The organism is Methanosarcina subterranea (assembly GCF_055385895.1).
Map to the genome: position 1 here is coordinate 1,533,293 of NZ_AP042426.1, position 24,234 is coordinate 1,557,526.

Sequence of the window (24,234 nt, forward strand, 5' to 3'; positions counted from 1 at the left end):
TTCCTACACATTTCTTACATAATGTTTACTATTTAATACACGGATGATCTCAAAACCGATTATTCTTTGTCAACTGGATCTTTTAGAACAGATCTGGAATAAATTTGAGATTAAATTATTATGAAATATTATTATGGAAGAGGTAGAAACCAAGAATTGACTCTGAAAAAGACAAATCATAAGTCAAAGATCCATAGAATACGTTAACTAAGAACTAAACTGAAAATAAGAGAATAGAAAATAGAGCTGTTAAAAATATGGATATCGAAAAAGAATTCTTGAGAAAGGAGCTTTCAAGCTAAATCAAAGTTATAAAACTGATGGAGGCTTTTCATTAATTCTCCAGAGGAAAAGCCTCCTGTACGAAATCTCCAAATATTTTTTTGGATTTTTCAAATCCGCTGTGTATTCCATTCAGACGCTCATCAGAGCAATTTGGCTTTTTTGGCAGGATAATACCATCTAAAAGCTGGTTAAACTCATTCTGTAGGTTCCCTGTCCTTAAAGCCCGGTCTTCATCTGAGAGGGATAAAGAGAACTTTTCTGCGTTTTCTTCGAAAGTATATCTGGCTATGTCCAAGCCTTTATTCACTCCTTCTTTAAAGTCTGAATAAGCCTGATAATCCTTATTCATTTCAATAGAACTGTTAAATTTTCTGACAAGATTTTTTATTTTTTGTGTAGTCAAACTCTTCGCTTCCTTTTTTAGTTGATCTTGATTCTGGAAATGTATTTCAGATTGTAAACAGAAAACTTGTTTTGTGGACGTTAAATTATCAGTTGCCATAAAAAATTTCAAATCAAGCTATTTTGAAGCTTTCGGTTATAAAACCTCATCGCATTAAAATAAGTTTCTATAAATAAAAATAGTATTCACAAGTATTTAAGGTTATTGAAGTAGAATTAGAGGACTTTAAATCTTGCAAACACGGCCTTTGTTTTGTAGTCTTTAAAAGATCCTTTTTGTATGGTGCCACTTTCTCCCACTACTTTTTCTTCCTTTCGAGATTCCGGAGCAAGTCATAGCATTCCCGATCCCCTCAGCTTTTCCGTTCCTCCTGGGTAGCAGGAAGTTTTCTTTTTCTTTTTTTTGTCCACTTTCCCGGGCTCCGATTTAATTCATTACTATGGTCTGTCACGCAATTCAATTGATTATCTCAAGTCTGTTATCAGTTAGAGGCTATGAAGTTCCAATCTTTGTTTTAATTGATCCTGCTTGCGAATTTCCCGAATATAGTCGTCCTAGCAACCTGGAAGGTATCCGTACGCCGGCATATATTATCATCACACCGCAAAAATATAATATAATATAATTGAGTTATTTGAATTTTGGAGTTATTTGAATTTTGGAGTTATTTGAATTTTTGAATTATTTGGATTTTTGAGTTATTTGAATAATTTATTATATAGTGTAAAAATAGAGCTCGATAATGGTTCTTGTTTTATGTGTCCGGCACTGTTATGTGTGCGAGAATTGACCAGTTTTATATAAAAAACTCTAGAGAGTTCTACACCAGCCATATCGATGTACTTATAAAAAAGATAGCTTAACGGTATTATTAATAGTAGCGACAGTACGCATGAGATTAAAACAGCTGCGCCATATGATAATACCGGGTACAGGACCAGGAACAATGCACAGGTGAAACTGCTTATCACCAGGAAATGTATCAGGTACAGAGAATAGGATATTTTTCCGAGGAACACCGGCACCGGGGAAGAAAAAAAGTTTTGCAAGCCCTTGCTGTTCAATAAGGCATACATTACCATGCCGGCGCCTATAATATGATAGGTTACTTTTGGTGTTTCAAAGAAGCCGTTATTGAGAAACGCATATAAAGAACCGTTTGTCAGCGGGCTTATAGGATATGACCCAATAAACAACCCCGAAACCAGTATAACAAACAACACTATTTTATTACCTGTTTTAAATACCTGCAACACAGGGGTCTTATTGTTGAATGTGTCAGCGAGTGCCATTCCTATTACAAAAGCCAGATAGTAAGAGTTGAGGAAAAGCACGACTGCGGCAAGATAGAACGTCCAGCGGTTTTTCAGCGACCCGAACAGTAATGCCATTGTGAAAACAAGCATCGACCCATAAAACTCGATTGTCATTGTCCATAAGACCGGGTTGTAGTAGATGTTACCACCTAAAAAAAACGAATTCCACACCGCCTGTTTGACCGCATCGAAGATGTCCGGCGTAAAGGTCCAGTAGTGACGGTAATTACTGCCTGCAGAGACAATCATAGTTTCAATATAATAACGGTATAATCCGGCTGACGCTAATAAGAATGACAGCATTACTGCTGCAAATACCGGAATAAACAATCTTATATACCGGCGCAGTGCCCCGCTTATAATTATACTGTCGTCCCTTATTTTAAAATATTTTTGGGTCAATACATAACCGCTCAGGACGAAGAAGATGCAGACTGAAAAGTTACCAGCGCCAATTAACCCCAGAGGTGTGGTCGAAAAAAACTGTTCAAGGTTTCCACCGAAATGCGATGGCAGCTCACCACCATAGACCATCGCCGGAGCTAATGCGACAAAGAAATGCATTATCATAACATTAACCGCAGCTACACCGCGCAGCCCGTCAAGGTAGGTGATTTTCCCGGACATATTTATCGCTCAAAGAACATTCAGAGTATTTGGTTTAAGCTATTTGATTTAAGCTGATACGATTCTATAGTAAAGCAGTATGTAATTATGTAATATCCGGCTCATAATAGCACGAGTGAGGAACAGGATTGACAGTATCAGCTTCGACTTCGTCATCACTGTTATCTTCTGTTTCAATCCCTGTTTTAATGGGTCTTGCTCTGGAATATGAAATAGATTTCTATTTGTTCACGCATTGCCCGTTTGTTTCAATTCCTATCTTAATGGATTTTGATCTCGAATCAGAATGATATTCAAGATAATTAGTAATATATAGCTGAACTCAAGGTCAATAACGGAACTCAAGGGCAATAACTTAACTCAGGGTCAATAACTTAACTCAAGGTCAATAACTAAACTTAAGGGCAATAACTGAACTCCGGGTCAACGTTTAATGGTCAAAAAAGTTCTTCAGCTTCTAGATATACGACCTGATGCAAAAAAAGTATGTTGCAGTATACAAGAAACTATGTTTTTTCAGTTTAACTAAAAATTCTGGAAATGTTTTTTGAAAGAAACGATATGAAAGAAATTCGGGGGGATTAGCTTCAATCCCTCTAAAACCTTATTTTAATTCTAAATTTTAGTATTTCCTTCAACTTATTTCAAATAATACTCCCACTATCATTGTTAGCTATGAACACTCCATTATCAAGAATACCGCCAGGGACATTCATTATTCCGTCTTCTATCCAGACTCTGTAATTTTCAGAAATAAGACACCCTTCTTCTTTCTGGAATATTGAAGAGTGCTTAAAATAGTCCAGTTTTACAGTGTCCGGAGTTTCCTCATAGAGTCCGCATTCTTTGAATTTTCTATTTATATAAACGTCGAATGTACCATCGTCATGGAGGATGAAATGGGTTGTCTTGTTGGTATATTTTCTAGGCATGTTGGATCACACATTTTAACATCTTAAACAATTGCATGATTTACCTTTTCAGCTTCACGCAGAGGGTTTTGTTTACGATGTTGTTTTATTGAGGTTAGGGTTTCGTTTTTAAGTTTGTTTAATTTCAGGTATATATTACTTCCTGTTTTTATAATCCTTATAGAACTTAAAACGTTAACAGGCCGAAATAATAGAGATTCAGTTCATCATACCTGATTTTAACACCCTATTGTATTAACCGATTATTATATATATCGACTAAAAGATAGGGCTGTGTGATAAACACTGTAATCCATGAGGGCTCTATGTACGCATACCGTACGTTCGAAAGACTGGACCATGATCACTTTCTGGAAGAGCGGTTCAGGACCGCCTCTTGTTCTAATTCACGGCAGCACCGCAGATCACACTCGCTGGCACCTCATTCTTCCAGAACTTGAGCAAATGTTCACTGTGTATGCCGTTGGCCGGAGAGGGCGTGGTAAAAGTACCGATGCAGTAGAATATTGTGTTGAGCGCGAATTCGAAGATATTGTAGCGGTTGTGAATGAAATCGGCCAACCGGTTAATCTGCCCGGTCATTCATTCGGGGTATTCTGTTCTCTTGAAGCGGCACTGTTCATGGAGAACATCAACAAGCTGATCCCTTATGAACCGCAGGCTCCGGGCGTGAAACTTATGTCGTCGGACGTGGCGAACAAAATACAATAGTTACTGGATGTGGGCGACCGTGAGGCGGCCTTAAGCATATATATGCTTGAAGTCGGCAGGCTAACAATTGATGAACTCGAGATACTGCGTTCATTGCCAGCCTGGTCCGGACGCGTAGCAGCAGCACACACAGTACTGCAAGAAGACCAGAAGGTTGGAGACTCCCTCGTTTTAATCCGGATCGGTTTAAATCCATGAAGACGCCTACCCTGCTTTTTCTTGGAGGCGATAGTCCACCGGTATACAGCGATTTTATTAAGCAGGTAAATGCAGCATTCCCAAACAGCATAATAGTCGTGATGCCTGGTCAGCAGCATATCGCAATGAATGCTGCACCAGAATTATTCATTAAAGAAGTAGTGCGGTTTCTTACCAATCAGCATATTGAGACAGAATGACGGAAGAAAGGGAATTTTTCGCTACATCAATGGACAGGATATGAGGACGCTTGGCCGGACCAGTGACGTTCGGAGTTTCGCAGCCGCGGCCCACAGCCCAAGAATCCTAGATGTAACTATGTTATGCAGGAATTCGAAATCCCCCACTCAATTTTTTTTCAATAATCAGCTATTTTTATGTTTACCTTATTTCCAATGTATGTATTCCCTATCATTCCCGGGGGAACAGCAGGCAATTGCACGCCGATATCACAGTAAGAAAATGTATTTCCAGTTATACTTGTGCATGTCGCCCCTTCATACAAATGGAGACCGATTCTGGCTTTTGTAATTTTATTTCCTTTGACTACGTTATCCCAGGTCTCACACAGCGTAACAGTTCCATTTGTGATCTGGTTGTTCATAATGGTATTTTCGCTGCAAGTCAACCCTGTGATGTCCACACCACAGTTATAAAAATAATTATTACGGATGGTATTGTTACTGCCTGCACCCTGGAAATCAATGCCGTTCTTTTGTATTGAGAATCCGTTAATGACTGCTCCGCCCTGAGTCACCTTGAAACCGTTAACTTTTGGATAGCTTGTTCCGTATATGCTCACGAATTTCCCTGATACAGAGACATACTCGTTATATGTCCCGAAGGCTACCTGTATTGTATCACCGTTATTTGCCGCGTTTACCGCGCTTTGAATTGTTTTGTATTTGGCTGTACTTCCTGCATAAAGGGTAGCTGCTGACGCGCTCCCTGTGAGCAGGAGGGTTATTAGAATTGCCAGGATTAGTTTTCTTAACATTGTAAGTGCTCCTTTGTAAAAGAAAGAAAGCGAGAATACAATTTAAAGTTATTGATATAGTTATGTCCGGAATTTCAACTCCTACTTCGGATCTTAATCACGAATCTACCACAGTTCAAGAACAAAAGCGGGTGAAATATATTTCAATTCAGTTATTAATAGACTTTATTCTCGAATAATTCTATATACGATAAACCATTAATTAAAAGGATATGAAAGGATTTTCCATTAATATAGAAGAAGCCACTCTGGAAAACGACAATTTCCGCAAGGTGCTCTATACCTCAAAGCACAGCCAGCTGGTACTTATGACCCTCAAGCCCGAAGAAGACATCGGGATGGAAGTGCATGAGGAAAACGACCAGTTTTTCCGTTTTGAGGCAGGACAGGGTAAGTGCATAATCGACGGCAACGAATACGAACTCAGTGATGGGGTCGCAGTTGTAGTGCCAGCCGGAGCTCAGCACAATATAATCAACACCTCGAAAACCGAAGAGCTGAAACTCTATACAATCTATTCCCCGGCGCACCACAAGGACGGAATCGTGCGCGCCACGAAGAAAGAAGCCGAAGCCAATGAAGCGGAATTCGACGGAGTGACCACGGAATAAGATCATAAAAATCGCGAAATTGAAAAAGCAAAACAAAATGCTTTTATTTTTCATAAAGCGTTTTTACTTTTTTATCTTTAGATCTTTAGGATTAAAAGGCCGGAGTTTATTTACAAACGTTGCAGGCCTGTTGAGTTTGTATCTTCGGTATATCAATCCTTATTTCTGTGAGGTTTGTTCGCTTGTTCACGAACTCCCTGCTTTCCTACCTTATTTTCTGATAATGTCCATGCGTGTTATTTATCTTTTTGATAACGACTCCGATCTAATTAATAGAACTTAAATAGTTTAAAAGTATTGGAAACTATTACAAGTGTGCATACCTTGGAAAAACGTTGAGAATACAGGATCCCAATTGGATTCAACCCCTCCTTTCCACCAACCCCGAAGATTGAGAAGGAACCCTTATCTCTCAATTGTTTCAATCTCTGTTTAGTGGGATTATATTTGCAAATATACGGTCTATTCTTGAAAAAAATAGAAAAGATCTGAAGAAAAGCCTTGAAAAGATTACAAAAGAATCCCTGGCATAATCAGTATATTCATTATTGTATTCTACTTTCATTATGTATTCTACTTTTTTATATAATATTTAAATTATTTATTGAGGTTATTTTGAATTAAATATACCGAATGCCAGGTTTTGAATATTTTTTATTTTTTCATACCTCTTAGCACAATCCCAACTACTGCCAGAGCTCCAATCACGATTCCGATACTCATCACGGTATTGCTATTTTTCTCAGACTCTTTTTCTTCGGGATTTTCTAATTGAACTTCGCCCGCAGACCTGCCTTCAACAGGGATCTGGCCGCTCTCTTCCTGAATCTGTAAGATAGCCTTGCCTGTTATTGCAAAGGAGCCATACCCAGGGACCTCTGCTCTGAAGTACAGGTATTTGTCATCCTCTCCTGCAGGGATGACTGGCAGCTGCACCCAGACTTTTTCATCATACCTGTTCAGGATGATTGAGTCTTTGTCTACACCCTTATCCTGAATCCAAGACTTTTCGACCCTGAATATCAGGAAGGGATTTTCGATGTTCTTCGAGGTTGCATATCCAGCGTTTCCAACCCACACATTAAAGGATTTGTAGACTTCTCCGGCAGGCAGCTCCGAGACCAGGACTGATTTGTTCTTTAACTGCTCGATAATAGTTGTTGTCTTGCCTGCGTTCTTGATTGCATCGAAGCCTACGGATACAACACAGGTAGCGTTATTTTTGAACTCGAACTCTACAGCCTTACCGTTTGTAATGAAGACCTGGGAAAGCTCCTTTGTTTCTACGTTCTTTGCAGGCTCAGGGGAACCGCCGCCTCCCCCGCCTCCAGAGCTCTTGTGAGAACTGCCTCCACTACTTCCACCTGAACTGCTTCCACCATTTTCAGCAGCCGGGGTTTCTTCAGGCGTGGGAGTCGGAGTGGGTTCCGGGGTCGGAGTTACATCCGAACTATTGTTTTCTCCTGGAGTGGGAGTAGGTTCAGGTGTTGGGGTTGGTTCAGGCGTTGGAGTTGGAGTGGGTTCCGGGGTCGGAGCAGGTTCTGTTCTGGGAGTTACCAGAGGCATGTAGTCGATGATACCCTCAGAGATCTGATAGGGTTCTTCTGCAATCCCGTCTCCATTCATATCTAGGTGTGTCTGAGAAAAACCGTCACCCTCAGGTGTTCCCCAGTAGTTGCCACCGATGTAAGGACCGCCTATGATGTTCTTTCCCGAGGTTTTATCTTTATTCAATTTTTCGATGGATGCCCGTTCGTCTATCCAAATGTTGTGGGTATTGTTGAACAGATTGTTATAGACGATTTCGGCATAGACGCTTCCGGCATAAGCGTCTGAAACCATATAGAGCCCTACCCCACAACCTGAAATAATATTTCCGGAGATTTCACCACACCCTGTTCCATTAAGCAGCCGGATCCCATACTCTGCGTCGTAGATCCTGTTTCCGATTATCCTGACATCCCCATCTCCACCATGTAAGTATTTAAGACCGATCCCTCCACCGTGAAATTCGTTATTCATGATCACGTCGCCCATGCCGTACTCCATCGCACTCAAGCCCACTCCACAATTATAGAAGTAGTTGTTACGGATAGTATTTTCCTGGCTGTGTCTCCCGGACATCAAGATTCCGTCTTTCATTATTGAGAAACCGTTTATAGTTTCCTGCCCTGTCCCGAAATCGCCCCACCCTAGAGGGGCCCAGTTTATAAACCCGTCTACTTTTGGGTACTCCTTCCCAATAAACGTTAAATTTGAAGAAGTCATGTTCACGGTTTCCCTGTACGTCCCTGGATGCACGATGATAGTATCACCATCAACTGCATCGTTTACTGCCGCCTGGATTGTCGTGTAATTTCCAAGAAGTCCATCGTCATCAACGTAAAACGTTGTAGCTGCCGCACTGCCAGCAATGGCCTGAAGTGCAAGAGCTACTGTAAATAAAATTGAAAATATCCTTTCTGTATTCAGAATAACGCCCCTACATTTTTTAGTTCCGTTATAGTCCACACTATATAAATTAATATTTATTTTTTTCCTGATTCTATCTCTGATTCCGTTATTGAAATTTGCACTCTCAGCTGTATGTACAGTATGGAACCATTTTGTTTTACTATTTTTTGTTGCAGATAGAGAGGTCTTTAAATTTTAAATTCCCTCTTTTGCAGTATAGGGAAAACTCTATCCCTGTTTGCAGCACATCAAAAAGGGAAGCTTAAACAAAATAGTGAAGTTCCAGCACTAATCACCTTGCATCTAATAATCTGTAAATCATTAGCAAGCAAAGCATTTTCCAATATAGCTGCGATGTTAAAAATTTGTGAATTCAATCTCATAATCAGGATAAAACTCTATCAGAGCTAGATCAAAATATTTTAAAATACCCTTAACAATGACCTTACCTTATCAATTTTTACATGGTTCGTACGGTTGCCTATTCCATGAAATATATGAGAAATTGTGAGAATGTAAGGCAATTCCTTTAAGTAGATAATTTCCTTTGTTTAGCAAAACAAAAATAGTTTAATTGTAGCCCGATCATTAATAGCAAGCGTATAACCGGACAATGTTCAGATGATAACCTCGGACACAGGCCTCCTAAGAGATCTGGGAAGAGGCTCAGCATATCCCAGGCGCAATAAAAGCTGAGGATGCATGCTGCCTGTAGATAACAATTCCTGTAACCTCTTTTTGAGCTCCGGCACTTCGCATGGTTGATTGATATGGGCGTTCTTTATGCCAAGAGCTGTGGCGCATAGTGCCAGCCTTTCAAAACTGCGTCCCGTGTTGATCCAGGAATCTATGTCATTGTTTTCCGATAGTACGACCATCAATGCAGACGAGCTTCTTATGTATCTTTCGTCCTTTTTCGATTGTCTCTTAGCGTTCAAAAAGAATTTCATGAACAGTTTTCCGATCACGCGGGGCGATGAAGGGCTTCCTGTAGCCTTTGAGCTAAGACCGTCACGATACCGGTTTGCTTCAGCCTCGTTAAACCTTATCCATGACACTAGCTCCTGCATAAAATTTCTGTCATTCATCTGTATGCTGTTGCCTTCCTTAACAAGTTTTATGATCCTTTCTATTTTTTCCGGATCTGTCACAAAAAGCACAGATACCCCTTCTTCCAATGGCAATGATGCAAGCTTTTCCATGTCAGCTTCTGGAATGGGCCTTCCGTCATATTGTCTTCGAGTGCTCTGTCTTATAGGAATAGCATTGAAGAGCTGATCATTGCTGGCTTGTCGTCTGCAGGCTCGATACCATCTGCAGGCTCGATATTTACAGAAATAGATCCATTTTCAAAAGAATGTTCCACTGATGCCCGGTACCCTTCATGCCCGGCAGCTACTATCAAATTCTCCAGTGCGCACCCGAGGCTTATGTACAGCTCCCTGTCCAGAGGGTCAACGACCGGAAGTCTCCTTGAGAAATCAGGAAAGATACTAATCGTATTCTCCTGTATCCTGAATTTCCAGGGCTGCGTATTATGCCCCGAAGGAGCCATTATTGCGTAATGTACAAGTTCTATCATATCCGGCATCTATTCACCTGCAGTGATGTATACGATGTTTTAAAAGAGGTTTTCACTTTTATATTTCTTCCCGCAATAATAGAACGGGCAGGCAGGCGCATAACCCGACCACATTTCTCCAGATACCACATTTCTCGATATAATACAAATGGAGCCTGTCCGGACAGTCCATGCCCAGTTCTATTTTTAAAATTCCGGTTAAGTTTGATTTTTCAGCACAAGGCATGATTGCGTTCAAAGTTACCAATCAAGAACTAATCATCGTTATTCAAGGCAAAAAGGAAAACAAATAGAATTTGCCGCCAAAGAAAAGTCATTAGTAGAAGATTTGATAAAAGAAAACTATGAAAAGACTACGATTTTCAATTGATATTGATGCGCCTCGAGAAAAGGTCTGGAAAGTCCTCTGGGAAGACGCAACCTTTCGTGATTGGGCAGATATTGTTGATAAGGGCTCATATGCCGTAGGCGACTGGAAGGAAGGCGATAAAATACAATTTCTTTCCTCGGTAACCGGCTATGGGGTATTGAGCATGATCAAAAAACTCGTGCCTAATGAGTATGTGTCCTTCGAACAATTGGCAGATATAAAAGACGGGAAAGAGCAACCCTTCGATGATAAAGCAAAAGAATGGGCAGGCGGATCGGAGAGCTATTCGCTCAAAGAAAACGCAGGGGTAACGACGATATCTGTCGAGATTGATGTTCCTGACGAACACAAGGATGAGTTTGAGAACAAGTTTCCCAAAGCGTTGGAGAGAGTGAAGGTCTTGGCGGAAGAGTCGTGAAGGATATGGAATGACGATGTCGGGTTTGAAGTCTCGGATTCTGAAAATGGAATTAAAGGGAAGTTTCAATCCTTGTTAATGGATCTTACCCTCAAATCTGGAATGAACGATTTATCACGATAGCACAACGTGCCTTTTTTCACCACGGCGGCACGGCAGAAACAATAACTTGTAAAAATGGGTATCTCTTACCACTTTTTTACTTACCAATATACATATAAGGGAAGCATACCAAATTTTGCACCTAAGTGGTATTATGCCAGATATGCTCAGAGGTATTACGATCGATGACGTGACAACCCGGGATATGGACGATGCAATCTGGGTGGAAGTCACGGAAACTGGCGGCTGGCACGTCGTGGTCATGGTCGCGGATGTCGCAAAGGTAGTTCCCAGGCATTCAGAGCTTGATCGGCTTGCGATATCCCGGGTCGAGACCAGGTATTATGCAAACGGTAACAGCCCGATGTTGCCCAGGCGGCTCGCAGACGGGAAGCTTTCCCTGTGGCCGGGAGAGGCGAAGTATGTCCTCGTAGTGGATATCATCCTCGGCATAGATCTGTCGATCCTCGAAACAAGGCTTTTGCGGACTGCGATGACCAGCGAAGCCCGGCTCGCCTTCTCTGACATCCCCTGTATTCTATCCGATCGGGAGCACCAGCAGCATTCTCTCATCAAGCTCGCAAGCCAGCTCGCAAGCGGTCTTTTGATGCAACGCCGTAACCGTGGAGCTCTGGCATTCTATGACCTGGGGCGGGGGCTGGTGACGAGTGAGGAAGGATCGGTGCGGCAATTGAGATGCAGGGAGGATACCATTGGCTACGTCATCATCCAGGAGCTGATGATTCTCGCTAACATGGCCGTAGCAGAGTATGCGGTCAAAAATGACATTCCTATCCTTTTCCGTAACCATATAGCCCGGAGCGCCACCCCTGAGCGGGAGGACTTGCTGAAGCTGCTCGAAAGCATGGCTGTTATCCCTGAGGTAAATATAGCTACTGTCAGGCATACCGCGTACATGATGCTCAATAGAGCGGAATACGGCCCCGTCATCCTGGGCCATTTCGGACTGAACCTCGGAGCGTATACCCACTTCACCTCGCCCATCCGAAGGTATGCTGATCTTGTGAACCACCAGCAGATCCGGGCATACATCCGAAACGAGTCCTTGCCCCATTCTAAAGAAGAGATTCAGGCAATTGCATCACACATCAACCTGACGCACCTCGAAAACGACAAGGCTAAAAGCGAATACATGAAGGAAAAGGCGTATAGAAAAGCTGAGTCGGTCATCCTGGGGAATCGGATCGAGGATGCAAGCGATACAGACTTCGAGCGCATCACCAAATTCCTGATCCGCAAGAGAGAAGACTGCCCCGAGGCTTATTGCGATGCTTTCCGGAAACGCCTTGGCAAGCTGCCGATCATCTGTGCAGGGCTGGTACTCCTGCAAGCCCCTGATGGCGAAAGATGGAACGGGCTTAAAAGAGCACTGCTGGAGGAAATGGCAACTGCGCCTCACCACGCAGTCTCAATCTTCGACATCGCGCAGCATATACCGGGATGGCAGATGCCCGTATACGAAGTGACCGAAACTGCCCGGGGCAACCTGCCGGTATTCACTGCCCGGAGCGCCATTAGAGTCGATAATAGAGAGTACAGGTCCGCTGCATACGAGGACATGACAAAGAAAGGCGCCGTGCAGCGGGCATCCGTAGACCTGCTCGCGGCTATTGTGGGCTTACCCGCTCCGGACTTGAAGATCACGATAGCAGATCAGCCCGCCAGTAAGGAAGAGATGACGATTAACACGTCGAAAGACCCGATTTTTGCCCTGCAGGAGTATTGTCAGGCAAAGAAACTTCCCTTGCCAGCTTATTCGTTTGAGATGGAAGGCTCGACCAACAAGCCGATTTTCACCTGTACCTGCACCTTTGGCTCCTCGACCAGCACCGGACAGGCGGGAAAAAAGCAAAGGGCCAAACGGCTAGCGGCTAGAGCGATGATATACACTTTAGTGTCTGAGAGTTGATATCGAGTTCGAGATATAAAATCATCTAATGTTTTAATCTTTGTTTTAATGGATCTTACTCTCGAATTAAGCTTCGTACTGGTAAATGATGGCATTTTAAGAGCGTCTAAGTATCTAACGATTTTTATAAAATAACGCCCGTGAAAGTACTAACAGCTGCACTTCCTCAACATAAAAAATAAACATGCCGAGCTTATTTTTTGTGGTCACTATCAAAAAAGAGTGAGTTCGAATTGTTTTTCCAGCAATTACTTTACATTAGGGAATATTGGTTTTAAAATAAATAAAATGAAATTGTCTCATCCTTTTTAGGAGATCTTGCTCGTTAATCCAATCATCGTTAAACAAGAGTAAGTATAAAAGTTTCATTCCTTGTTTTAGTGGGTTTATAAATAATATACTATAATTTATTAAATATCAATAGCCAAATAGTTTGTTTTAGAAATGAAACTTTTTAAATTATTCACAGTCGAACTCTGTCATTACTGCGCTTACATTTCTTAAAATCCTTATTGTAATAATCAAAAAGCCACGGGATTGAAATGCTGGTGAAAATATGCGGGAACAAAAGCATCAGTGATGCTATCAATACCGCATCTATGGGAGCGGATTTTTGTGGCATACTGGTCGGTCAAAAATATCCTTCGAATGATTTTGTGGATCGTCAGACGGCATGTGCAATGGTACATGAGCTTAAGAAAACTAACTCTGGTGGTATCCCTGTAATGGTTACACATGAGGTCGATCCAAACTGGATTGCCGACACGACAAAGAAAATCGGTGTAAGTGCTTTACAACTGCATGGGGGTAGTACACCTGAGCAAGTGCAGCTAGTAAAAAAATTAATGCCTGAAGATTTTATAATTATTACAGCCGTTCATGTAACTACTTACAATGAGACTTTAAAAAATCTATTGCAGTATATGAAAACTCCTACAAACTATTATCTACTGGATACGAAAGATGAAGCTTTAAACAAAGTAGGCGGAACGGGAAGGGTGCATGACTGGTCAGTAAGCTCAAGAATTGTCAGTGAGTTTCCTAAAATCAAATTTATCCTTGCAGGCGGATTAAATCCTGAAAACATCCGCAGCGCCATTAGCAAAATCAGGCCTTATGGCGTTGATGTAAACAGTGGGACTAAAGGCAAAGACAACACAAAAGATATCTGTAAGATAAAAAAGTTTATAGAGCAGGCTAAAAATAGTGTTTAATCCGATTTTTGTGAATTGTTTTTTTTTAAACTATAAATTTCTTTAAATTTAATAGAAATATCACCTGTCAAAGGGGTGTTTTATAACTGTTTCAATCCTTGTTTTAGTGGATCTTGCTCGCGAATCAGTGGTGGATACGAAATTAGGATATTACTCAAAAAAGAATTCCCGGATTTCTTTTCTTAATGAAAATCACTTATAACTGAGCTTATGCCATTTTAGTTAATAGCCCTTATTTTGGAATAATGGATGTTAAAAAGATCTATTTTTTTAAAAAATTAGACTAAAACACTTTAATTTCAATTTAAAGGTAAATAGAAAGGATTATACCTAATTACACCAATATTATGTCGCCAAACAAATAATTGGGCTTTAAAAAGGTATAATCCATGATAAAGATTATTACAAAAGGATATAAGTACTTATTGACTCAAATCGACGATTTTTTAGGGTCTGCACGTACCATTGTTATAAGTCTTAAGAGTATTAAAGGCAGAAAAGAATACGAACAGCTTTTTGGTCGAAAATTGGACGATCAAAAGACAAATATTAAAATCCGTATCATATCTCTAAAACAGTCAAGACTCACAGATTTTATAAGCAATCTTTTTGAAAAATCGATGTCTATATACTCTATTTTCGATCCGATGTTGAGTGAATATTCTAACTTAAAGATCCTTTTCATTGAGAAAATTACTAAAAACAAAAGACATTGTAAAGTACGTAATGTGCTCCCTATTTTTCAAAAAGTGCTTTCAGACTTTTTTGGTGAAGGATTTACTTTTCTCAAAAGGAAAATTTGCATTCCTTATAAAATTAATCTTCTAGTTGTACATAGCAAAGATTATATGGAAAGTGTATTGCCCTGGAATCAAGTACTTGCCTTTCAACACTTCAAAACGTTTCATGGGTATATAGGAGACATGTTTGCATTAAATCCTTCGCTGGATAACTTTTTCATTGAATTACAGGCTTCAATGGAGTACCATCCTCAGCATGAATCGTTAAATTTCAACAACATTCTCAAGTTAGAAATTGCAAGATGTAAGATGGGGTATTCAAATTTTGAATCATTCATTAGAGAATTTAACCAGAATAAAGCTCTAACCGGAGTTTATAAGATCTCATAAAAATCGTGGTGCAGCTATGGATATTATGTAGGTCTAACAAGAAATTAATTAAGTTCCAAACTTGTTTCGTTCAATTTTGGCGTCGCCACATATTGAACTAGCCCACCGATTGATACTTATATGATTTTCACCATATTATACTAAAGAAACCATAATAGGGCGTCTTGTTACAGAGATCCTGTGTTAGACCCCATATAGTGGGAAATTAACTATTTTTGTGCCACACCGATTTATTTAATTGGTTCTATATTTGTCGGTTTTATATTAAAATGCTTGGAATTGTTACCCAACATAATTAATTTTTTGTTAGACCCTATGTAGATCATGTCGCTTGATGTGGCTTTATACTATAAAGTATAAACTCCGGTCTAAGAAAGGAATTAAATATTGAAAATCGTGATCGAATCACTCTTTCATCATATCGTAGAAATCTGAAATGTATTTATCCATATTTCGTGGAATATGCTCAATTACTGATACAAGAATGTAGAAATCTAAATCTTATAGGAGATAAAATCTGGATATGGGATAGAAGGTTCTTTGAGTGCAACTGCAGTGGATTAAAAAATAAAGAAACTGGTATGCTCTCAGATCCTGATGCAGGACATTATGTTAAAAAAACCGGAAAGTATAGTGTCCTATCTGGAACGGGGTATACTGATACATGTGTTGTTGATAGTTGGTGGGGTTTACCAGTTTATTGGGATGCAGTAAACGCAAGTAAAAATGACAACACTATATTTCAAGAAACTATCATTCAGTGCATGAAATCGGAAACTCATAAACCACTTTTTATGATTGCAGATGCTGGACCTGATAGTCATCCTTCTAACCAGGTGGTTATTGATCATGGAGTTATTCCAATTATAGCAGCCAGAGCTAACAGTGCAGGAACTATTCTTAAAACAGAAACAGGAACCCACTTCAGAGGAATATATATACCAAGGAAATTTCATAGACTCCTTGGTAAAATATACAATCTTAGAACCACTGTTGAAAGAAAGAACTCAAATGAAGTAGTGGGATACAATCGCTCGAAAACACCTACAAGAAGAATTGAATGGGCTAAAATGTTTGTCTCTATAGGCAACATTGCCGCTTTACTTACGGCATTAACGGCTTTTAAAGTTGGAAGAAAAGATTTGATAAGGGCACCAACTGCTTTTAGAAGGTTGCATTTTTAAGCTATTTAAGGAAATTTTTCCGGAAAATATAGAATTGAGTGCTTTTATTTGGGATTTAAAGCATTTTAAATGATTTTGGCATAAGCTCAACTCATTTTTAATTTTTAGCTTATCTAACTCTTTTCTAACTATTTTTTGCTCTTTTTTAGTTCTGTTGCCACTCTTTTTCAACCCTTCTCTAACTATTTCCAAGTTTTTTCACTCTTTTTTCTACTCCTGGGATGTGAACAATAGAGCAGAAAGCGTTTCTGACCGATTTCTTTATATACGGAAATGATGTGTATAGTGAGCCATTAACTAGTTAGTATCCGTTAATTTCTGAGAATATCTGGCCGATTTCCGGTCGCATTTTTGACTATCAGGAGCCTGTGGCTATCGGCAGATGGGATGGGGCCCCAGTCCGGAAATGCTAAGAGGCTCAGAGATTTTTGATATTGCAAAGAGAAGGTAATAAAAGAGCAAACCTGCGGCAGTGCAAAACTGTGCAGAAACGCCTGAAAAACCTTTCACACTCATTGATCATGGAAAGGCTCACCTGAGCATCCGGAAGACAAAGACCTGAGACTGCCTGAGGGCATCAGGGCAAAGCAAAATAAAACTATACAGAACGAATATACTTCGGAGGAATTACTTGGCAAGAAAGAAAGTACAGAGAAAGCTTGACGGATGGAAATCCAAGGAATGGTATAATATTGAAGCCCCGGTTTACCTAAACAGGGCTGTTGTCGGAAACACAATGGCAGGAGACCCTGCTCTGCTCTTAGGCCGCAATGTTGAGACTACAGTTGGAGAACTCACCAACGACATGACCAAGAACAACACAAAGGTTGTCCTCAGGATCAGCAACGTTGTCGGAGACACAGCAACTACCGACCTCATGGGCCACGAACTTACAACCGACTATATCCGCTCAATCGTTAAGAGGCAGACTTCCAGGATCGACGCCAATGTCGAGGTTAAAACCAAAGACGGCTACATTATCCGTGTAAAGCCGACCTGCTTCACCATCAAAAGGGCACGCTCAAGCCAGATGAAAGCCATCAGGGAATTGATGGTTGAGATCGTCAAAAGGCGCGCAGCAGAATCCGATTTCGAGACATTCATGCAGGAAGCAATCCTTGGCAGGCTCTCAGCAGCCATTTACAGGCAGGCCAAGTTCATTTACCCGCTCCGCAGAGTCGAGATCAGGAAGACCGAAGTCGAAAAAATGCCCGCAGCTGCACCTGCACCTGCATCAGCCGCAGCATAATTTCTTTTCGGTTCAAAAATTAGAAGCAGGAGAAAATCCGAAAGGATTTTCTTAACTCTCTTTTAATTGTTTAATTCTTACAACTTAATTCACAACTTTATTCGTGGCTTTTCTTATAATCCCTGCTAACTTGCTTGTTTACACTCTCTTTTCTGGACCTTTACTTATTTTCTTTTACTGACTCTTTAACGGATCCATACCGGGATCTTTACCGGGTCTTCACTTACTCTCTTTTCTGCTACCTGAAACCGATGGTGCTTTTGAAACTCTGGCTGGTGCGAGTCTTTCCACTTTCCTTGCTGCCGGGTTTTCTGCTTTCCTTGCTGCACTTCCTGTTTCAGGCCCTGTTGCAGCAGAACCCGCAGAACTCTTCGCCCTTAACCTTGCTTCATTTCTGGGACCTGCTTTTTTCCAGTACTGTATTCCTTCCGTGCAGCGTCGGTTTACGCAGATATCTTCTTCCGGATTTTCTCCTTCTCCATCTGCTTTTAGCCTGAATAGCTTCCAGCCACAGGTCTCACAGGTCTTATCAAGCAGGGTCAGTTTTCCGGTCTTAGGGACCGAATGAGTGTACCCACAGCGCTTTGTACAGCCCAGGAAGCGGCTGTCTTTGAACGCGATCAGGAACATGCTCCCGTCACATTCAGGACAGGGACCTACGGTTTCAGGTGGATAGCATTCCTTTTCAAGGTCGCATTTAAAGCAGGGCCCTATACCGACAGCCCAGTTGTATTTGTTTCCTACCTTCAGGACGGCTGCTCCTTCTTTTTTGCATTCCTTGCTCCTGAGTATGGTCAGAGCTCCGGTTTTTGGCAGGGGGAATGAGTTCCTGCAGTCAGGGTAGCCTGTGCAGCCCACAAAGCGCCCCGAATCTGTCTGCACGATTTTAAGAATATGTCCGCAAGCCTTACAGTTGCCGACGTAGTTTTTCTTGTCTTCAAGGGCAGCTTCGTCCTTGATTGTGCCTGCAATGCTTGAAGTCAGCTCTATTTTGTTTGCTTCAAGCTGGGCGTACATCTCTTTGATCAGGGTTGTGCCTTCGTCGAGAGCGGTTTCAAACTCTTTTTTACCGTCTTCGACTTCCTGGATAAGGGCTTCTATTTTTGAGCGGATGTCCGGCCTCACAAGGATTGGGACGGTTAGGGAAAGCCCTTCCATCAGGGTAAAGCCTGTATCAAGTATCGAAACTGTCTTTCCTTTGGTCTCGAAATAGCCTCGCTTTTTGTTTGTTTCGATATGGGTCGGGGCTGTTGCCTTTGTCCCTATCCCGTGCTTGTCCATAAGGGTCAGGAGTTCGGCTTCGGTCAATTTTTTCGGAGGGCTGGTTTTGGACTTTGTATTGCTTAGCTTTTTTACGTCTACCCTCTCTTTTTCCTCTACAAACGGGAGGAGCTTATCTTTTTTATTTTCAAAGGGATAGATTTCGAGCCAGCCTGCATCTTTAAGCACTGTCCCTGAAGAGTCGAAAGGTTCTTCCTGGACCTGCAGGTGGAGGTGAGTTTTTTCGAAAACTGCTGCAGGCATCAGGTTTGCCATGAAGTGCCTTGCAATAAGGTCATAGACTTCTGCTGCCTGTGGGATGTTTACTGTAGCACTTATTTCTCCCCTGGCAGCCGCCCGGATAGGATGGATAGGCGGATGGTCGTGTGCGTCTTTTTCCCCGTTTTTCGGCACTACGGGGGCAGCAAGGATTAATTCGGCAAAAGGCTTATATTCCTTCTGCCTCGCAAAATCGAAGAGTAGCGACTTGAAGTCGAAGTCATCTGCATATTTGTTGGTCTCTGTCCTCGGGTAGCTCGTAAACCCTGCAAGGTAGAGCTGTTCTGCAACCTCAAGGGCTACTTCCGGGCTGATCCCCAGAAATTTTGAAGCCCGCTTCAGAAACTCTGTCGTGTTAAGCGGGTTTGGAGGGCTGGTCTTTGCTTCTTTTACCGTTTTCTTTACAACAAGTCCTTCTTTTGCCCCTTTTAGCCTCTTGAAGATTTCAACCGCTTTCTCTTTGTCGTGGATATTTCCTGCTCTGTGAGTGCCTTCGAATTCCCCTTCTTTTGCAGCAAAGATTCCAGTAATCTTCCAGAAGTCCTTTGCCTCAAAAGCCCGGATAGCCTTTTCCCTTTCGTACACAAACCCGCAGGTAGGTGTCTGGCAGGGCCCGATTGAAAGGACGTCTTTTGTTCTTGCCTTTTCCCTGACCGAGAGCGTGACAAAACGCGTAAAAGCTGCTCCCATTTTCAGGTCCAGGATCTGCCTGGCCTCCGCAGCCATAGCGAGGTTATGGTCAGGATCTACAGTACTTTCAAAAGCTCTCCTGACCTCTTTTGGGGAAAGTGCTGAGAAGCGAGCCCTTGCAATAGGCACGTTTGTAACCTCTTCGGCAAGTGTCTTTGCTTCAAACCCTATATTTTCTCCTTCCCTGTCATAGTCGCATGCAAGGATAATCCTGTCTGCCCTTTTTGCCAGGTTTTTTATTGCAGCTGCATACTCTTTCCTGGTGACGAATTTTTCAGGGTCAACTCCAAGCAACGTACCAGGGTCAACCTCACTCCATTTATTGTACTTTTCAGGAAAATCATAGTTCATGATGTGCCCGGACAGCCCCATCACGAGCCATTCTTCCCCTTTCCACTTAAACTCATAAGCAGGCAGCCCTTCTACTGAAAATTTATCCACTTCCCCATCGCCCAGGATGCTGGCAATCTGGGCTGCTGCTTTATTTTTTTCTGCAAATGCGACAACTGTCATATAAAATACCTTAACCTCTATTATTGGGATATAGAATATTGTAAGGAAATATCATTTGTAAGGAAATATCATTTGAACGATGGCATGGAAATATTGCCGAAAACGTCAAGGAAGCATAATTAGGAGGTACATTGAAACGTTTCCAGGTTTGATTTTTTTAGCTTAACTGGCAGACTTTAATTATTTATTCTTGCTGTCTGTAAAGTCCCTGTCTTCTGTAAAAACCCTTCGCTTTATAAATAATCAACATAGATCTCATACATATACATACCCTGATTAGTATGCTTACATTATTTATATATTTGTCTGTTTATACATTATTGGATGACTTTTCCGGATGTAAAAAGCTATATATCAGTTCACTCTCTGTTCTAATCTACAAACTGAAATTCCCGGATTAATCGTCACATTCATTCTAACGGAAAGTTTGTTTAATAGAAAGATTGCTCAGTTAGGAAGATTACTCAATTATATTGTTACACTACACTGTTATTGACACATTTGCCGGTAGTCCTTATCTTCTTTACTGGTATGTCCTTATCTGTAAGCCCTTAGTTAAAATTGAAATATTTAAGGACTGGAATATTTCAGGATTGGAATGTTTCAGGACTAAAACACTGTAAGACCAGAATAGTTTTGACTGGAATACTATCTCATCCACCTCAACATACGGAGTAAAAATGACGCTGATGGAAGATGCAAAACGGGGAGCCATTACCCCTGTAATGGAAGCCGTGGCAAAAGCTGAAGGAATAGATGCAGAAACTGTCCGCTCCTGCGTGGCAAAAGGGCTCATAGCCATTCCAAGGAATATCAGGCGAGAAACCCTGCCTGTCGGTATTGGCAAATACATGAGCACAAAGATAAACGCCAATATAGGCACATCAAGGGACTGTATCGATATCGATGCCGAAGTCGAGAAAGCGAAAACTGCAGAATTATTCGGGGCTCATGCAGTAATGGACCTCTCAACAGGCGGAAACCTGGATGAGATCCGCACCCGTATCCTTAAAGCCGTAAATATACCGGTAGGGACTGTCCCGATCTACCAAGCAGCAGCTTCGCAGAAAGTTGTCGTGGAAATGACCTCTGACGACATGTTCAACGCCGTAAGGAAGCATGCCGAACAGGGCGTGGATTTTGTAACCGTACATGCCGGAGTAAACTTGAATTCCCTCGAGCGCCTGCGCCAGAGTGACCGGATTATGAATGTGGTCAGCCGGGGTGGCTCTTTTACCATTGCCTGGATGCTGCACAACGGGGAAGACAATCCCTTCTATGCCGAATTTGATTATCTCCTTGAAATCGCAAAAGAATACGATATGACCCTCAGCCTTGGGGACGGCATGCGCCCCGGCTGTATTGCCGATGCTTCCGACCGCCCCAAGTTCATGGAGTTTATCACCCTCGGGGAGCTTGTAAAACGTGCAAGGGCTGTCGATGTCCAGACTTTCGTTGAAGGGCCGGGGCATGTCCCCTTAAACGAAATCGAACTCAGTGTCCGGGGCATGAAAGAACTCTGCGACGGAGCTCCTCTCTACCTTCTGGGGCCCCTTGTTACCGATATTGCCCCCGGTTTTGACCATATCACCGGTGCAATCGGAGGAGCAGTCGCGGGAATGTACGGCACCGACTTCCTCTGTATGGTAACCCCCTCGGAACACCTTGCCCTCCCGGCTCTCGAAGACATTAAAGAGGGACTGCTCGTAACAAAGCTTGCAGCCCACACTATCGACCTCATAAAAGAAGGCCCGAGAGAACGCGCCTGGAAACAGGATACAACTATGGCTTATGCCCGCAGGGACCTTGACTGGGAGAAACAGTTCGAACTTGCAATCGACGGCGACCGCGCCCGCAAAATCCGTGACGCCAGAAAGACAGAAAGCGACGCCTGTTCTATGTGCGGAGAACTCTGTGCAGTTAAAATCGTAAAGGAAGCCTTCGGGGAAAAGAAGAAAGAAGAGTAAAAACGGAAGAACTAATTTTTTCACCTCTTTTTTCTTTCAATCCTTTTTCCTTTAAATTACTATTCTCCTTTTCAGACTTCAGCCGTTTTACTAAAAACAGTTTGCCGTTTGAGAGAATATACTTCAACCAGGTGATGCGGGTGATACCGCATTTTTGCTTCTCTGAGGCCACCGATGCCGAGGTCGCTCTCCCGGTTGATGTACTCCACTTCGCTGGCAAGAACTGCTGCCGTATCCGCGTTAATCGCCTTATAGATACCTTCACAGTCAGGCAGCCCTTTTTCGAAGTGGATGAGCGCTGTATCTGCATTGAGGAGCTCAAAGAGGGAGATTGCGCTCACCTCCGAATCAACCCTGATCAGAAGGCCCCTCAGGAGAAGTTCGGTGAAGTGCTCGACCGCGTAAAGAGCTGCTTCGATCTCATGGGTAAGGACTAAATTTTTCTCACACCCTTTCCAATCGTGCCATTTTCTCAGGAGTTCCCTTACCTCTTCCAGGTTTTCGGATGTAATCGGCTCAGTTATGTTCAGGCAGTTCTTTCGGAACCTGTTGAGGTGGCTCCGGATTTTCTGGTACTTCTTTCCCGGGAGTTCCGCAAGTTCGGAAGCCCTGTACACATACTCAAAGTTGTTCCTGTCCGGCACCAGCACGAGGCCGGGCTCAAGCTCCTGCATCCAACGTGCAGTCTCCGGGTCAATGAACACAAGGGGCATATCGTCGCTCATGTCCAGTGCCAGCCGTATGAGCTCACGCATAAGCACCGGGTCGCGGGGACCTATCGGTGGGTGGAACCTGGTAACCCCTTCAGTGGTGCACGAAATAATAATGTTCCCGTTAACGTATGCGTACCGGTATGGTGTAAAATGGTTCCAGCAGACCATGTTTGTAAATGTGTTGCTGCTGTGGGCTTGCGGGTAAAGCGCGTAATGTCGTTCGAAAAATTCCCTGTCAGCAAGAGTGACAGGTTTGAAGTCTTTCTGACAAAGCATCAGGAATCTCCTGAGGTTCGCAAATATAATATTCTGAAAGTAAAGCATACGGATTTATCGGTTTTCATCTACCCACCATTTTCTTGATTGATTCCTTCGATAGGTCTTTTATCAGCAATTGTGCCAGATAATTATCATCAAGGCCTGCGTAAATGTAGCTAACTTCTGGAAATTACATTAAAATACTATCTTCAATTTAATAGGGCTTACGCATTTGACTATTGGAATCAATTATATGCAACCTTTCATAACCCTGTCAAGCTTTTTAGAGTTCTATTAACCGACCAACAAAAAAGGAATAAAAATGGCTGAAACTGAGACAAAATCTGGTTTGAACATCCGTAGTGCAGAAAAAGAAGATATTCCCCTTATTTTTGAATTTGTCAAAGGGATTGCTGAGTTTGAAAACCTCTCCCACCTGGTCACAGCCACAGAAGAAACCCTGGAGGAGTCCATGTTCGGGGAAAAGCGTTATGCTGAAGTTTTCTTTGCCGAACTTGATGGGGTGCCTGCAGGTTTTACGGTCTTTTTCCACAACTTCTCCACTTTTGTTGGAAAACAGGGGCTTTATATCGAAGATATATTTGTGAAACCTGGGTTTCGGGGAAAAGGAATCGGAAAGGCAATGTTTATGCACTGCGTTAAGCTTGCAAAAGAAAGGAATTGTGGGAGGATGGAGTGGGCAGTGCTTGACTGGAACCCTGCAAGAGAGTTTTACGAATACTTCGGGGCCGGGCCTGTTGATGGCTGGCATATTTATCGTATGGGTGCGGATAAATTCGAAAGTGCGCTTGAAAAGTAAACCCGGTAGGTTTACCTGAAA

21 protein-coding genes are annotated in these 24,234 nt (G+C 42.2%); 11 read left to right on the forward strand and 10 right to left on the reverse strand.

Annotated features, from left to right (window positions below; genetic code table 11):
- Window positions 1-334: 334 nt before the first annotated feature.
- The 3 genes from ACZ5A8_RS06830 to ACZ5A8_RS06840 all read right to left on the reverse strand — a co-directional run bounded on the left by ACZ5A8_RS06830 (window position 335) and on the right by ACZ5A8_RS06840 (window position 3,563).
- The gene (locus tag ACZ5A8_RS06830; RefSeq protein ID WP_464532976.1) at window positions 335-787 is read right to left on the reverse strand and encodes a hypothetical protein; all 453 of its coding nucleotides are present in this window, start codon (window positions 785-787) and stop codon (window positions 335-337) included.
- Between the two features lie 599 nt (window positions 788-1,386).
- Complete coding sequence (locus ACZ5A8_RS06835; protein WP_464532978.1) at window positions 1,387-2,631, reverse strand: acyltransferase family protein; 1,245 nt, start codon at window positions 2,629-2,631, stop codon at window positions 1,387-1,389.
- A 644-nt stretch (window positions 2,632-3,275) separates the two neighbouring features.
- Window positions 3,276-3,563, reverse strand: a complete 288-nt coding sequence (locus ACZ5A8_RS06840; protein ID WP_464532980.1) for a hypothetical protein — start codon at window positions 3,561-3,563, stop codon at window positions 3,276-3,278.
- 339 nt (window positions 3,564-3,902) lie between these two features.
- Between ACZ5A8_RS06840 and ACZ5A8_RS06845 the strand changes: the two genes are divergently transcribed.
- Entirely contained in the window at window positions 3,903-4,274 is a 372-nt protein-coding gene (locus tag ACZ5A8_RS06845; protein WP_464532981.1) for an alpha/beta fold hydrolase, read from the forward strand.
- 194 nt (window positions 4,275-4,468) lie between these two features.
- The gene (locus tag ACZ5A8_RS06850; protein WP_464532983.1) at window positions 4,469-4,672 is read left to right on the forward strand and encodes an alpha/beta fold hydrolase; all 204 of its coding nucleotides are present in this window, start codon (window positions 4,469-4,471) and stop codon (window positions 4,670-4,672) included.
- A 158-nt stretch (window positions 4,673-4,830) separates the two neighbouring features.
- Here the strand turns inward: ACZ5A8_RS06850 and ACZ5A8_RS06855 are convergent, their stop codons facing one another.
- A complete protein-coding gene (locus ACZ5A8_RS06855; RefSeq protein ID WP_464532984.1) occupies window positions 4,831-5,469 on the reverse strand; it encodes a NosD domain-containing protein in 639 nt (212 codons plus the stop codon).
- Between the two features lie 212 nt (window positions 5,470-5,681).
- Here ACZ5A8_RS06855 and ACZ5A8_RS06860 point away from each other — a divergent pair, with 212 nt between their 5' ends.
- A complete protein-coding gene (locus tag ACZ5A8_RS06860; RefSeq protein WP_464532986.1) occupies window positions 5,682-6,080 on the forward strand; it encodes a cupin domain-containing protein in 399 nt (132 codons plus the stop codon).
- Window positions 6,081-6,501: 421 nt separating this feature from the next.
- Here ACZ5A8_RS06860 and ACZ5A8_RS06865 read toward each other — a convergent pair whose 3' ends face one another.
- The 4 genes from ACZ5A8_RS06865 to ACZ5A8_RS06880 all read right to left on the reverse strand — a co-directional run bounded on the left by ACZ5A8_RS06865 (window position 6,502) and on the right by ACZ5A8_RS06880 (window position 10,125).
- Window positions 6,502-6,645, reverse strand: coding sequence for a hypothetical protein (locus tag ACZ5A8_RS06865; protein ID WP_464532987.1), 144 nt, complete (start codon window positions 6,643-6,645; stop codon window positions 6,502-6,504).
- A gap of 89 nt (window positions 6,646-6,734) precedes the next feature.
- Window positions 6,735-8,591 (reverse strand): PGF-pre-PGF domain-containing protein, encoded by a 1,857-nt coding sequence (locus tag ACZ5A8_RS06870; RefSeq protein ID WP_464532989.1) that lies wholly within the window; start codon window positions 8,589-8,591, stop codon window positions 6,735-6,737.
- A 560-nt stretch (window positions 8,592-9,151) separates the two neighbouring features.
- A complete protein-coding gene (locus tag ACZ5A8_RS06875) occupies window positions 9,152-9,877 on the reverse strand; it encodes an Acg family FMN-binding oxidoreductase (RefSeq protein WP_464534046.1) in 726 nt (241 codons plus the stop codon).
- Window positions 9,787-10,125: a hypothetical protein gene (locus ACZ5A8_RS06880; protein ID WP_464532990.1), complete on the reverse strand. Its 339-nt coding sequence runs from the start codon at window positions 10,123-10,125 to the stop codon at window positions 9,787-9,789. Before ACZ5A8_RS06880 ends, ACZ5A8_RS06875 begins: the two co-directional genes overlap by 91 nt.
- Before the next feature lie 335 nt (window positions 10,126-10,460).
- On the opposite strand from ACZ5A8_RS06880, the gene ACZ5A8_RS06885 reads away from it, so the two are divergent.
- The 6 genes from ACZ5A8_RS06885 to ACZ5A8_RS06910 all read left to right on the forward strand — a co-directional run bounded on the left by ACZ5A8_RS06885 (window position 10,461) and on the right by ACZ5A8_RS06910 (window position 17,713).
- Complete coding sequence (locus ACZ5A8_RS06885; protein WP_464532991.1) at window positions 10,461-10,904, forward strand: SRPBCC domain-containing protein; 444 nt, start codon at window positions 10,461-10,463, stop codon at window positions 10,902-10,904.
- A 256-nt stretch (window positions 10,905-11,160) separates the two neighbouring features.
- The gene (locus ACZ5A8_RS06890; RefSeq protein ID WP_464532993.1) at window positions 11,161-12,936 is read left to right on the forward strand and encodes an RNB domain-containing ribonuclease; all 1,776 of its coding nucleotides are present in this window, start codon (window positions 11,161-11,163) and stop codon (window positions 12,934-12,936) included.
- Window positions 12,937-13,478: 542 nt separating this feature from the next.
- Window positions 13,479-14,150, forward strand: a complete 672-nt coding sequence (locus ACZ5A8_RS06895; RefSeq protein ID WP_464532994.1) for a phosphoribosylanthranilate isomerase — start codon at window positions 13,479-13,481, stop codon at window positions 14,148-14,150.
- Window positions 14,151-14,539: 389 nt separating this feature from the next.
- Window positions 14,540-15,280, forward strand: coding sequence for a hypothetical protein (locus ACZ5A8_RS06900; protein ID WP_464532996.1), 741 nt, complete (start codon window positions 14,540-14,542; stop codon window positions 15,278-15,280).
- A 455-nt stretch (window positions 15,281-15,735) separates the two neighbouring features.
- On the forward strand, window positions 15,736-16,464 hold the full coding sequence (locus ACZ5A8_RS06905; RefSeq protein WP_464532997.1) for a transposase: 729 nt from the start codon (window positions 15,736-15,738) through the stop codon (window positions 16,462-16,464).
- Between the two features lie 631 nt (window positions 16,465-17,095).
- Complete coding sequence (locus ACZ5A8_RS06910; protein ID WP_229388636.1) at window positions 17,096-17,713, forward strand: 30S ribosomal protein S3ae; 618 nt, start codon at window positions 17,096-17,098, stop codon at window positions 17,711-17,713.
- A 219-nt stretch (window positions 17,714-17,932) separates the two neighbouring features.
- Here ACZ5A8_RS06910 and ACZ5A8_RS06915 read toward each other — a convergent pair whose 3' ends face one another.
- Entirely contained in the window at window positions 17,933-20,455 is a 2,523-nt protein-coding gene (locus ACZ5A8_RS06915; protein ID WP_464532998.1) for a DNA topoisomerase I, read from the reverse strand.
- Between the two features lie 680 nt (window positions 20,456-21,135).
- Between ACZ5A8_RS06915 and thiC the strand changes: the two genes are divergently transcribed.
- Entirely contained in the window at window positions 21,136-22,422 is a 1,287-nt protein-coding gene (gene thiC / locus ACZ5A8_RS06920) for a phosphomethylpyrimidine synthase (protein ID WP_464533000.1), read from the forward strand.
- 71 nt (window positions 22,423-22,493) lie between these two features.
- On the opposite strand, the gene ACZ5A8_RS06925 is transcribed toward thiC, so the two are convergent.
- Window positions 22,494-23,411: a DUF2156 domain-containing protein gene (locus tag ACZ5A8_RS06925; RefSeq protein WP_464533002.1), complete on the reverse strand. Its 918-nt coding sequence runs from the start codon at window positions 23,409-23,411 to the stop codon at window positions 22,494-22,496.
- A 304-nt stretch (window positions 23,412-23,715) separates the two neighbouring features.
- On the opposite strand from ACZ5A8_RS06925, the gene ACZ5A8_RS06930 reads away from it, so the two are divergent.
- Window positions 23,716-24,213: an N-acetyltransferase family protein gene (locus ACZ5A8_RS06930; protein WP_464533003.1), complete on the forward strand. Its 498-nt coding sequence runs from the start codon at window positions 23,716-23,718 to the stop codon at window positions 24,211-24,213.
- Window positions 24,214-24,234 lie beyond the last annotated feature (21 nt).

Excerpts from the sequence above, each read along its gene's own strand:
- ACZ5A8_RS06830 (WP_464532976.1), bottom strand. The coding sequence starts at position 787 with ATGGCAACTGATAATTTAACGTCCACAAAACAAGTTTTCTGTTTACAA.
- ACZ5A8_RS06835 (WP_464532978.1), bottom strand. The coding sequence starts at position 2,631 with ATGTCCGGGAAAATCACCTACCTTGACGGGCTGCGCGGTGTAGCTGCG.
- ACZ5A8_RS06840 (WP_464532980.1), bottom strand. The coding sequence starts at position 3,563 with ATGCCTAGAAAATATACCAACAAGACAACCCATTTCATCCTCCATGAC.
- ACZ5A8_RS06845 (WP_464532981.1), top strand. The coding sequence starts at position 3,903 with ATGATCACTTTCTGGAAGAGCGGTTCAGGACCGCCTCTTGTTCTAATT.
- ACZ5A8_RS06850 (WP_464532983.1), top strand. The coding sequence starts at position 4,469 with ATGAAGACGCCTACCCTGCTTTTTCTTGGAGGCGATAGTCCACCGGTA.
- ACZ5A8_RS06855 (WP_464532984.1), bottom strand. The coding sequence starts at position 5,469 with ATGTTAAGAAAACTAATCCTGGCAATTCTAATAACCCTCCTGCTCACA.
- ACZ5A8_RS06860 (WP_464532986.1), top strand. The coding sequence starts at position 5,682 with ATGAAAGGATTTTCCATTAATATAGAAGAAGCCACTCTGGAAAACGAC.
- ACZ5A8_RS06865 (WP_464532987.1), bottom strand. The coding sequence starts at position 6,645 with ATGAAAGTAGAATACAATAATGAATATACTGATTATGCCAGGGATTCT.
- ACZ5A8_RS06880 (WP_464532990.1), bottom strand. The coding sequence starts at position 10,125 with ATGCCGGATATGATAGAACTTGTACATTACGCAATAATGGCTCCTTCG.
- ACZ5A8_RS06885 (WP_464532991.1), top strand. The coding sequence starts at position 10,461 with ATGAAAAGACTACGATTTTCAATTGATATTGATGCGCCTCGAGAAAAG.
- ACZ5A8_RS06890 (WP_464532993.1), top strand. The coding sequence starts at position 11,161 with ATGCCAGATATGCTCAGAGGTATTACGATCGATGACGTGACAACCCGG.
- ACZ5A8_RS06895 (WP_464532994.1), top strand. The coding sequence starts at position 13,479 with ATGCTGGTGAAAATATGCGGGAACAAAAGCATCAGTGATGCTATCAAT.
- ACZ5A8_RS06900 (WP_464532996.1), top strand. The coding sequence starts at position 14,540 with ATGATAAAGATTATTACAAAAGGATATAAGTACTTATTGACTCAAATC.
- ACZ5A8_RS06915 (WP_464532998.1), bottom strand. The coding sequence starts at position 20,455 with ATGACAGTTGTCGCATTTGCAGAAAAAAATAAAGCAGCAGCCCAGATT.
- thiC (WP_464533000.1), top strand. The coding sequence starts at position 21,136 with ATGACGCTGATGGAAGATGCAAAACGGGGAGCCATTACCCCTGTAATG.
- ACZ5A8_RS06925 (WP_464533002.1), bottom strand. The coding sequence starts at position 23,411 with ATGCTTTGTCAGAAAGACTTCAAACCTGTCACTCTTGCTGACAGGGAA.
- ACZ5A8_RS06930 (WP_464533003.1), top strand. The coding sequence starts at position 23,716 with ATGGCTGAAACTGAGACAAAATCTGGTTTGAACATCCGTAGTGCAGAA.